General features: G+C 43.5%; 8 protein-coding genes and 1 pseudogene. 6 read left to right on the top strand and 3 right to left on the bottom strand.

Annotated elements, in window-relative coordinates; all coding sequences use genetic code 11:
- The first annotated feature begins 135 nt into the window (after positions 1–135).
- Positions 136–372, top strand: coding sequence for a hypothetical protein (locus BUC07_RS20045; protein ID WP_217652744.1), 237 nt, complete (start codon positions 136–138; stop codon positions 370–372).
- Between the two features lie 21 nt (positions 373–393).
- Here BUC07_RS20045 and BUC07_RS20040 read toward each other — a convergent pair whose 3' ends face one another.
- A complete protein-coding gene (locus tag BUC07_RS20040; protein ID WP_175552582.1) occupies positions 394–1,395 on the bottom strand; it encodes an FAD:protein FMN transferase in 1,002 nt (333 codons plus the stop codon).
- 252 nt (positions 1,396–1,647) lie between these two features.
- Between BUC07_RS20040 and BUC07_RS20035 the strand changes: the two genes are divergently transcribed.
- Genes BUC07_RS20035 through BUC07_RS20020 form a run of 4 tightly spaced genes read left to right on the top strand, consistent with a single transcriptional unit; the run spans position 1,648 to position 4,299 of the window.
- Positions 1,648–1,974, top strand: a complete 327-nt coding sequence (locus BUC07_RS20035) for a DMT family transporter (RefSeq protein WP_073174059.1) — start codon at positions 1,648–1,650, stop codon at positions 1,972–1,974.
- Position 1,975: 1 nt separating this feature from the next.
- Entirely contained in the window at positions 1,976–2,503 is a 528-nt protein-coding gene (locus tag BUC07_RS20030; protein ID WP_073174057.1) for a GNAT family N-acetyltransferase, read from the top strand.
- 9 nt (positions 2,504–2,512) lie between these two features.
- A complete protein-coding gene (locus tag BUC07_RS20025; RefSeq protein WP_073174055.1) occupies positions 2,513–3,343 on the top strand; it encodes a glycoside hydrolase family 16 protein in 831 nt (276 codons plus the stop codon).
- Positions 3,344–3,399: 56 nt separating this feature from the next.
- Positions 3,400–4,299 (top strand): DUF4256 domain-containing protein, encoded by a 900-nt coding sequence (locus BUC07_RS20020; RefSeq protein WP_073174053.1) that lies wholly within the window; start codon positions 3,400–3,402, stop codon positions 4,297–4,299.
- Between the two features lie 59 nt (positions 4,300–4,358).
- Here the strand turns inward: BUC07_RS20020 and BUC07_RS20015 are convergent.
- Both BUC07_RS20015 and BUC07_RS20005 read right to left on the bottom strand, forming a co-directional pair.
- Positions 4,359–5,480, bottom strand: a pseudogene (locus BUC07_RS20015) (outer membrane protein assembly factor BamB family protein).
- 451 nt (positions 5,481–5,931) lie between these two features.
- Positions 5,932–6,843 carry a helix-turn-helix domain-containing protein gene (locus BUC07_RS20005; RefSeq protein ID WP_073174047.1) on the bottom strand — a complete coding sequence of 304 codons (912 nt, stop codon included), beginning with the start codon at positions 6,841–6,843 and terminating at the stop codon, positions 5,932–5,934.
- A gap of 157 nt (positions 6,844–7,000) precedes the next feature.
- On the opposite strand from BUC07_RS20005, the gene BUC07_RS21390 reads away from it, so the two are divergent.
- A complete protein-coding gene (locus tag BUC07_RS21390; protein ID WP_245792739.1) occupies positions 7,001–8,152 on the top strand; it encodes an alpha/beta hydrolase in 1,152 nt (383 codons plus the stop codon).
- The last annotated feature ends 268 nt before the right edge of the window (positions 8,153–8,420 follow it).

Raw genomic sequence — 8,420 nt, 5'->3', positions numbered from 1 at the left:
CGGTGTGAATGCATACTCTGCTAAAAATCGAAACCATGTCAATGAACTTATATATTATGGCACTATTGCCGCTTAATTATTTAACGAAGTATTGAATAAAAGTGTATTTTTGCAAACCAAAAGAAGGAGAAGAATATGGAAATTTTGAAAATAATTTTGCTCGCAATTGCACTGGTATCAATTGCTTTGCTGGGCCTTGCCACACAAATTTTACTGAAAAAAGGAGGCAGGTTTCCGAATACCCATGTGGGGGGTAACAAATACCTGAAAAAGCATGGCATCCATTGTTACCAGACACAGGATAAAATCGAACAGAGAAATGCCAGAAAAGAGGTCGATTTTAAAGAAGTGAAAATAATGAAAGTAAAATAAGCCGGATAATTTCCGGTTTTTTTATTTTATCAGGTGCTCTTTAAAGTTATCCGACAGGTAAACCTGGTTTTCCCCGTCTTCACCTGCATAAATAAAATAGACTTTAATTTCGGGATGTTGCGCTGCAATTTCAATACTTTTTTCAAGGCCCAACACCATAAAAGCTGTGGCAAAAGCATCTGCCGTCATGCAATTGTTAGCTAAAACGGTTGTGCTTAACAGGCTGTGTTGTACCGGGTAACCGGTTTTGGGATCGATGGTGTGTGCATACCTTTTCCCATCTTCCACGTAAAAATTGCGGTAGTTCCCCGAGGTAGCCAGCGCGTTTTCGGGCAGTTGCACTTTGGCCTGCAAATCGTTTGAAGCAAAAAAAGATGTTTCATCGGGCTTGCTGATGCCGATGGTCCACACGCGTCCTTTTTCGTTTTTTCCTTTTGCCACCACTTCGCCGCCAATTTCCACCATGTAGTTTTCGCAGCCTTTTTCTGCAAGATAATTACTCAGTAAATCGCAGGTAAAGCCTTTGGCAATGGCACTCATGTCGAGTTTCATATTCGGGTTTTCCTTTTCAATTCGGTTGTTTTCAATTTTCAGCTTTTCGTAACCGGTAATTGCTTTCAGGCTATCCACAATTTCCTGCGTCATTTTTTTCTTGTCTTCCGGCCCAAACCCCCATGCATTAACCATTGGCCCGGCAGTAATGTCAAATGCACCGTTGGTAATCTCCGAAATTTCCATTGATCGGTTATAGCAATCCATAAACAACGGTTCAGGTTTTATCCGCTCATTATTGTTGATTTTGGAAATGGTGGACGTGGGTTCGTAGGTTGAGAAAATCTGGTTGTAGTCATTCAGTTTTTTTGTTATTTCTTCCTGAAAGTCCTTTCCATTGGGACTTTCGTAAACCACATGGTACATGGTTCCATAAATGAATCCCTGGTTGTAGATGTATTTTGAAGGCGCTTCGCTGCAGGAACTAAAAACTACAGCAAGGCTGAAAAATAATAGCAGTTTTAATTTCATTATCCAAGACATTGACTTGAGGGCGAAATTAAGAAAATGGTTTTAATTAAATGCGTGACATTGCATAGTTTCGAAAATAACCCGGGAAAGCTTATTTTACAAAGTCTATAAAATAACTTTTTGTTGAGGTAAAAAAGGGAAAAATAGAATCGATTCACGAGTGAGCAGTATTTTTTTACCCCGCTGAATATTGTCTATTTTTGCGTTCAACATAACAATTCGTTACACCAGCGAATAGTGTAAAAACAAGATATGAACTGGATATTATTGATTATAGCGGGGTTGTTTGAAGTAGCGTTTGCTTTCTGTTTGGGAAAAGCAAAAGAAACCTCTGGAAATGAAATGTACTGGTGGTATTCCGGTTTTTTTGTGGCCCTCAGCATAAGCATGGCGCTTTTGGTAAAAGCCACGCAAACATTGCCAATAGGAACTGCCTATGCCGTTTGGACCGGTATCGGAGCTGTTGGAACAGCGCTGATTGGCATCGTGGTTTTTAAAGAGCCAACCACATTTTTGCGCCTGTTTTTTCTTACCACCTTAATTATCTCAATTGTCGGACTAAAAGCTGTGTCGAATTAATATGGAAAATCTGCAGATAAAAAAGGTGACGGAAATTGATGTTTGGAAATTACAGCAGATTTGTACCCAAACTTTCGCAGAAACATTTTCGGCCATGAATTCGGAAGAAGACATGCAGAAGTACCTCGCCAAATCATTTTCTGATGAAAAATTGCTGGCTGAGTTGCGCAAAAAAAATACAGCATTCTATTTTGCACTGGTGAACGAAAAAATTGCCGGATATTTGCAAGTTAATTCGGGACATTCGCAAAATGAACTAAAAGATGAAAATGCCCTTGAAATTGAACGGATTTATGTAATGAAGGCGTTTCAGGGCAAAAGGGTAGGGCAGTTGCTTTTTCAAAAAGCATTAGATATAGCAGTACAAAAGGAGGTTGATTTTGTGTGGCTGGGCGTTTGGGAACACAACGCAAAGGCCATCCGGTTTTACAGGAAGAACGGTTTTGTGATTTTCGACAAACACGTTTTTATGCTGGGGAACGACAAACAAACCGACCTGATGATGAAACGTCAAATCAAAAACAAATAATTCAAAAAGATGAAATCGATATTAACTTTTCTGTTTTTAATTTCCACGCTTTTGTTCTCTGGAAATCGTGTTTTCGCTCAAAATGGTGAAACCGACTGGAAATTGATTTGGGAAGACCAGTTTGAAGGCGATGAACTTGACACCACCAGGTGGTCGTTGATTTCAACCCAACCGAGCCAGTACGACCGTGCGCCCGACTGGAAAAAGCACATGATTGCCGACGAACGGGTTTATGCGGTTAAGAACGGCAATTTTTATCTCACCGGAATCAACAATCCCGGCATTGAGAATGACGACCGGCCTTTTTTAACCGGCGGCGTGGAATCGAAAGAAAAATTTTCCTTCACATACGGCAAAGTTGAAATCCGCGCGAAAAAGGAGTGTGCACAGGGTGCCTGGCCCGCACTCTGGATGATGCCCGAGGAAGGCGTTTACGGCGGCTGGCCCCACAGTGGCGAAATCGACATTATGGAACACCTGAATTACGACAGTGTGATTCACCACACCGTACATACCCGCTACACAAACGTGCTGAATAACACTTCCAACCCGCAACGGGGAATAGGCAACGTACGGGCCGATGTAACCCAATGGAATATTTACGGACTGGAATGGCATCCCGATGTGTTGATATGGACGGTAAACGGTATTGAAACTTTCCGCTATCCACGCGTTGAAGGTCTGGATGAGGAAATGAAGCAGTGGCCGTTCGACCAGCCGTTTTATTTTATCCTGAGCCAGCAACTGGGCGGTTCGTGGGTTGGCGAAGTTGAACCGGAAAAACTTCCTGTTTTCATGATTGTTGATTATGTGAAGGTTTTCCAGAAATTGCAGTACTGAAATTTGCTTTCGAAATGTAGTTTTCTGATGGGACAGAAACGATAAGAAATTTTCGCATGAAAACACAAGGAAACAAAACAAAACTTTCAGCCGAAGAACAATCAGCTTTACTTGGAACATTAAAATCCCGGTTTGAAAAGAACTCAAACCGCCACCCAGGAATTGAATGGGCCAGCGTGGAATCCAGGTTGCAATCCAGTCCCGAAAAATGGTGGTCGCTATACCAGATGGAACAAACCGGCGGCGAACCGGACGTTATTTCTTATGATGAAAATTTTGGTGAATTTATTTTTTATGATTGTTCGCCGGAAAGTCCCAAAGGCCACCGCAGTGTTTGTTACGACAGGGCAGCGCAGGAGTCAAGAAAAAAATACCCACCGGCAAACAACGCGGTGGACATGGCCGCCGAAATGGGCATCGAACTTCTTTCGGAACAGGACTACCTGGAGCTACAGAAATTCGGCCCGTTCGATTTAAATGTGATTGATTACTTGCTGAAACCCATTTCTTTCGGGCGTTTTATGCAGGCGGTGGAAAAATTCTTTATGCTGCACAGTAATGGCACAACCAGTAGCACCACCAGTGAAATTTTACTGCACAATCAGGGAACAAGCGATGAGTGTTTGTATCTGCGGGAAAAAAACATCATTCACAAAATTCCGTTGCACGAAATCATTTATGCGGAAAGCATGGGCGACAACCTCACCATTTATACAAGCGACAGGGAAATTACCAGCCGGATTACCATCTCGGCTGTGGAAAAATTGTTGCCGCAGCAGAATTTTATCCGTATTCACCGGTCGTTTATTGTTTCGTTGAAACACATCACCAGTTTCAGTCCGGTGAGTGTATTTATCGGAAAGAAATCGTTTTCCATTGGCACCAGTTACCGCGACAGCGTTTTTGAAAAACTGAACCTGAACGGCGACTGGAAAGCTGGCAATGCGACAAAATAATAGGAATTAACGCAACAACAAAACACCCGACCTCAGCGAGGTCGAATGTATATAAAAAACTATTCCGCCACATTCAAACACATCATCCGGTTTTGATCGCGAATGAGGAGTTTCCCCTGCGAGAGGGCAATAGGTGCCCAGTTTTGTGTTGAACCACCCACTCTGGCTGCAATTCCGTCGGCTCCCTGTTTGGGTTCGCCAAGCAATTCAGTAGATGCTATTGGTTTGAATTCTTCCGGACTTGGTTCAATCAGGTAGAGTTTTTTGGCGCCATCGGTAGCGAGAATCAACCCGTCGGCATAAATCATGCTGCCCTTGTTAAAATCGGGGTCGCGTTTTGTTTTCCACATAATTTCGCCGTCCATGCTCATGCAGGTTAATCCGTCGCGCCTGTTGTTGGTGCCGTATTGCGCGTAAAAATAGTCGTCGGTTAACAGCGGCGGTTTGGTCTGGTCGCCAAATTCTTCGGTTACAAAAAGCTCTTTTGTCTGGTAGCTTCCGTCAGCCTGTTTTTCCACCTGAAGCATCGTAGCGCCGAGTTCATACCCGCCCACAACAAGCACTTTGTTATTGCCGGCATCTACCGCCGGAGCGACCGAAATATGGCAATTCCATTTATCGTACTCCCACAGGATTTCTCCGGTGAGGGGTTCAATACCCACAACTTTTCCCATCGTTTGCGGTAAATCCCTGCGTCCGATGGGGTTGGTAGATGATATAACCATCACCAGGTGGTCTTCGCCATCAATTTTTACAACTGCAGGACTGGTATAGGATTCATTCCCCAGGTTGGGTGTTTTCCACACCACTTCGCCGGAATTTTTATTGTACGCCACTGCACCGGCATCGGGAGCCTGCGACAAAACCACCAGCAAATCGCCGTAAACGAGCGGACATTGCGAAATGGCCCAAATTGGGAAGTTTCCGCGGCCACCGCCGGAAGAATCATCGGATGGAGCATTGCCTGGGTCGCCGCCAAAATCGGTTCAGATGTTCACCTTCCAAACCGGCTTTTGCGTGTTGATATCGAAACAATACAAATCACCAAAAACTCCGGTTGAATAAACATGGTTTCCGTCAACCAGCGGTACGCTGCGGGAGCCCGGAAACATGACCGAACCGGGTGCTTCGTATTCAAACTTCCAGAGTTCTTCGCCGGTGTTCAGGTCGAAACAACGCATAATGTCGGCTTTATCCTTCTCGCGGTCGAGTAGGTAAATTTTACCGTCTTTAACCACCGGGCCTCCGTAGCCTATTCCCAAATCAACGGTCCACAAAACTTCGGGGCCTCCTTCGGGCCAGGTTCTTAAAATACCCGTTTCGGGTGATTTACTGTTTCGGTCGGGGCCAAGAAATTGCGGCCAGTCCTGTGCAAAAATACCGGAAGCAAGCAGTGTGAAAATTGCCAGAGGGAGAAAGAATTTTTTTGGTTTCATCTTAATCGGTTTAAAGTTTTTGATTTTTTATTTCTGATTTTTCACATAAAATTAGTTTTGCCAACAGATAAAGTCAAATTATTGCGATGAATATGGGTTGAAAAGGGATGTTTAATGATTTTGATCCTGTCCGTTTTTAACCTCATTTCAAACTCATGTAGAATTTTTTTTTTATTGCCTGTAAAAAATTTACGGTTCAATTCACCTGCCTGAATTCTTTTGGCGTCATTCCAACCCGCTGCTTAAAAAGGCGGGTGAAATGTTGCGGATATTTGAATCCCAGTTCATACGCAATCTCGTTTACACTTTTATCGGTGTTGAATGTTTTGGTTTTGGCCAGGTCAATAATTTTGTCCTGAATGTATTCTTTTGCCGATTTACCGGTTTCCTTCTTAATCAAATCACCAAAATAGTTGGCCGACAAGTGCAGCTCATCAGCAAAAAAAGCCACCGACGGAAGGCCATACGTTTGTGGTTTTTCCGAAGAAAAATAGCCATTTAGCTGTTCTTCAAACTTTTCAAGAATTCCCTGGTTCACATTGTCGCGGGTAATAAACTGGCGGTCGTAAAACCGATCGCAGTAATTCAGGAACAGCTCAATATTTGATGCGATGAGTTTTTTGCTGTGCTTGTCAACACCTTGCTGCAATTCAAACTCAATTTTCGAGAAGCAATCCAGTACAACCTGCCTTTCGCGTTCAGATACGTGCAAGGCTTCATTGGTGTTGTAGCTGAAAAAATTGTAGTCGTTCATCAATTCGGCAAGCGGAGTTCCGTGAATCAGGTCGGGGTGAAAAACCAGTGCATGGCCTTTTGGTTGATACACATTCCCGTCGTTTTCAAGTTCCAGCACCTGACCGGGCGCCACAAAAACCAGTGTGCCTTCCTGGTAGTCGTAATAATTGCGTCCGTATTTCAGATCACCGCATTTTACATCTTTCAAAAAAATGGTATAGAAACCAAAGTAAAGTTTCACCTTTTTCTCTCCGCCCCACGATCTCGGATTCGCTTTTGAAAAATTGATAACACTTACCAAAGGGTGCAGCGTTTCATGATTATTCAGTGCGTTGTATTCATTAACGGTATCGAATCGAAATACTTTTTCCATCTCGTTTATTGTTTTTCGAAACAAATTTAACCATTTCGATTTAGGGAAAGCCAACCTGTGAGCCAAATCAGTAAAAATGGTAGAAGGTGCAGTAATTTATATACAAAAGCCTATCTTGTATGTGCTTACATTTGTAAACGAATAAAAATTTCAGGAAATGCAAATAAATAATTACAGTCAGAAACCCTTTAAATTAAACCGTGTTTATAAAGGTTTTTTAACGTATTCAAACCGGATGCCAGTTCTGCTGATATTAATGGTTGGGGTGATCCTTTCATCCTGTTCCACAGTACCGGAAAATGTATCGCTTCCGGACAATGCAATAATAATTCAGGACCAGGGCAGTTTTGCTGTTGGCGGAACAGTGATTACCAATCCCGGTACTTTCGACCCATACAATCAAACGTCGGAAGGGCAAACATTTCATGGCGACCACGCCTACGTTTTTTACCAGGTACCGATTAACGCCCGTCAATATCCGCTGATAATGTGGCACGGATTCGGGCAGTTTTCCAAAACCTGGGAAACCACACCCGACGGACGCGAAGGATTTCAAAACATATTTTTGCGCCGGCGCTATCCGGTTTATGTGCTCGACCAGCCACGCCGCGGAAATGCCGGACGGAGCACAGTTGAAGGCACCATTACTCCAACTCCCGACGAGCAGGGTTGGTTTGGTACGTTCCGAATCGGTATCTGGCCCGACTATTTTGAAGGAGTACAATTCGACAAAGACCCGGAGACACTCAATCAGTACTTCCGGCAGATGACACCTGATATTGGGCCAATTGATATTGAAGTGAATGCAAAAGCTGTTTCGGCGCTGTTCGATAAAATTGGCGAAGGCGTTTTGGTTACACACTCCCATTCGGGTGGAATGGGCTGGCTTACGGCCATCAAAAATCAGAATATAATGGGCATTGTCTCTTATGAGCCGGGAAGCGGATTTTTGTTTCCAGAAGGCGAAGTGCCCGACCCAAAACCCAGTTCGGGCGGCACGCTGGAAGCTTTTGGCGTTCCTATGGATGAATTTATGCAGCTGACTAAAATGCCCATCGTAATTTATTACGGCGATTTTATTCCCGAAGAACCCAACCCAAATCCCGGTCAGGACGGCTGGCGTGTGCGGCTCGAAATGGCCCGGATGTGGGCAGAGGTTGTAAACAGTCATGGAGGCGATGTAACCGTAGTACATCTGCCTGAAATCGGTATTGAAGGAAACACCCACTTTCCGTTTTCAGATTTAAATAACGTGGAGATTGCCGATTTGATGTCGGAATGGTTGAAGGAAAAAGGATTGGATGAGTGAAGGGGCTGTAATATTCAATATTCTGTTTGAATATTTTGCAGAGAACAGAACCCAGAGGGTTCAAATGTTTATAGAAAAATAATCAATAAATTAAAATGCGACCCTGGCCAGGGTCGAACAGCAACTTAGGGCATTTATTCTATAAACATGTGATGCCGCTGGCATCGAAAAATTTTTAGTTCAAATTAGAAACCCACGTTCTCTGAACGTGGTCAGAGTCGTTTTACGGGTTTGCCTATAAAAGACTCATTGCTAACTTTCGAAAGTT

It is taken from the genome of Tangfeifania diversioriginum, assembly GCF_900141875.1.
GTDB lineage: Bacteria > Bacteroidota > Bacteroidia > Bacteroidales > Prolixibacteraceae > Tangfeifania > Tangfeifania diversioriginum.
This window is presented reverse-complemented; position numbering and strand designations above follow the sequence as displayed.

Excerpts from the sequence above, each read along its gene's own strand:
- BUC07_RS20045 (WP_217652744.1), top strand. The coding sequence starts at position 136 with ATGGAAATTTTGAAAATAATTTTGCTCGCAATTGCACTGGTATCAATT.
- BUC07_RS20040 (WP_175552582.1), bottom strand. The coding sequence starts at position 1,395 with ATGAAATTAAAACTGCTATTATTTTTCAGCCTTGCTGTAGTTTTTAGT.
- BUC07_RS20035 (WP_073174059.1), top strand. The coding sequence starts at position 1,648 with ATGAACTGGATATTATTGATTATAGCGGGGTTGTTTGAAGTAGCGTTT.
- BUC07_RS20030 (WP_073174057.1), top strand. The coding sequence starts at position 1,976 with ATGGAAAATCTGCAGATAAAAAAGGTGACGGAAATTGATGTTTGGAAA.
- BUC07_RS20025 (WP_073174055.1), top strand. The coding sequence starts at position 2,513 with ATGAAATCGATATTAACTTTTCTGTTTTTAATTTCCACGCTTTTGTTC.
- BUC07_RS20020 (WP_073174053.1), top strand. The coding sequence starts at position 3,400 with ATGAAAACACAAGGAAACAAAACAAAACTTTCAGCCGAAGAACAATCA.
- BUC07_RS20005 (WP_073174047.1), bottom strand. The coding sequence starts at position 6,843 with ATGGAAAAAGTATTTCGATTCGATACCGTTAATGAATACAACGCACTG.
- BUC07_RS21390 (WP_245792739.1), top strand. The coding sequence starts at position 7,001 with ATGCAAATAAATAATTACAGTCAGAAACCCTTTAAATTAAACCGTGTT.